Source organism: Photobacterium damselae, assembly GCF_003026815.1.
In the GTDB taxonomy this organism is placed as follows: domain Bacteria; phylum Pseudomonadota; class Gammaproteobacteria; order Enterobacterales; family Vibrionaceae; genus Photobacterium; species Photobacterium damselae.
Map to the genome: position 1 here is coordinate 1 of NZ_PYOG01000096.1, position 1,093 is coordinate 1,093.

Sequence of the window (1,093 nt, forward strand, 5' to 3'; positions counted from 1 at the left end):
CCTCTCCCCATCGTTTATTATGACAAAAGCGACCAGCAAGGAGAGATAATTATGACTATGGTGACAGTAGGTATTGACCTAGCGAAAAATGTATATCAAGTTCATGGCGTTGATTCTCATGGAAAAACGGTATTAAAACAGAAGATAAAACGAAATCAATTAACTGCTTTCTTCGCTAATAAACCTCCTTGCTTAATTGGTATGGAAGCGTGCAGCGGTGCTCACTATTGGGCTAGATTACTGCAATCACAAGGTCATTCCGTAAAACTAATGGCTCCACAATTTGTAAAGCCATACGTTAAAACAAATAAAAATGATGCAGCCGATGCTGAGGCTATTTGTGAAGCGGTAACTAGACCTAATATGAGGTTTGTTTCAATTAAATCACCTGAACAGCAGTCTTTATTATCCGTACATAGGGCTCGCATGGGATTGATTAAAAGCCAAACAGCTCAGATTAACCAAATTAGAGGGTTATTAGCTGAATTTGGGATCGTTATGCCGACTGGAAAAATAGCCGTATTTAAGCATATTCCTTTAATATTAGAAGATGCTGATAATAATCTACCTGGGACTTTCCGAGCTGTACTTGCCCAGCTATATCAGCATTTAACTGAACTTCGAGAACATACTGAAACATTAGAAAAAATACTAAAAGAACATTATAAACAATATGCTCTAAGCCAACGTATAGCTACATTACCTGGTATTGGTTTGTTAACGGCAACGGCTATCGTAGGGACAATTGGAGACGGCACTGAATTTAAAAATGGTCGGCAGTTATCTTCTTGGCTAGGCCTAGTACCTAAACAACACTCAAGTGGTGGTCGGAATGTTTTACTCGGGATTAGTAAGCGAGGTGACTCATACCTACGAACATTACTGATTCATGGTGCAAGATCTGTGATATGTGCAAGGAAGAATTCACTATCAGACGATGGTTGGCTAGGCAGCTTAATCCATCGAAGAAATACAAATGTTGCGGCAGTTGCCCTAGCAAATAAAAATGCTCGAATATTATGGGCTTTGCTTACCAAAGGTGAGGAATACCAAGCTAATAAAGATTGTAATCTCTATGCTTAGGTTGCTTAAT

General features: G+C 39.0%; 1 protein-coding gene. It reads left to right on the plus strand.

The features are described from left to right. Window positions 1–51 precede the first annotated feature (51 nt). On the plus strand, window positions 52–1,083 hold the full coding sequence (locus CTN07_RS22445) for an IS110 family RNA-guided transposase (RefSeq protein ID WP_005306631.1): 1,032 nt from the start codon (window positions 52–54) through the stop codon (window positions 1,081–1,083). Window positions 1,084–1,093 lie beyond the last annotated feature (10 nt).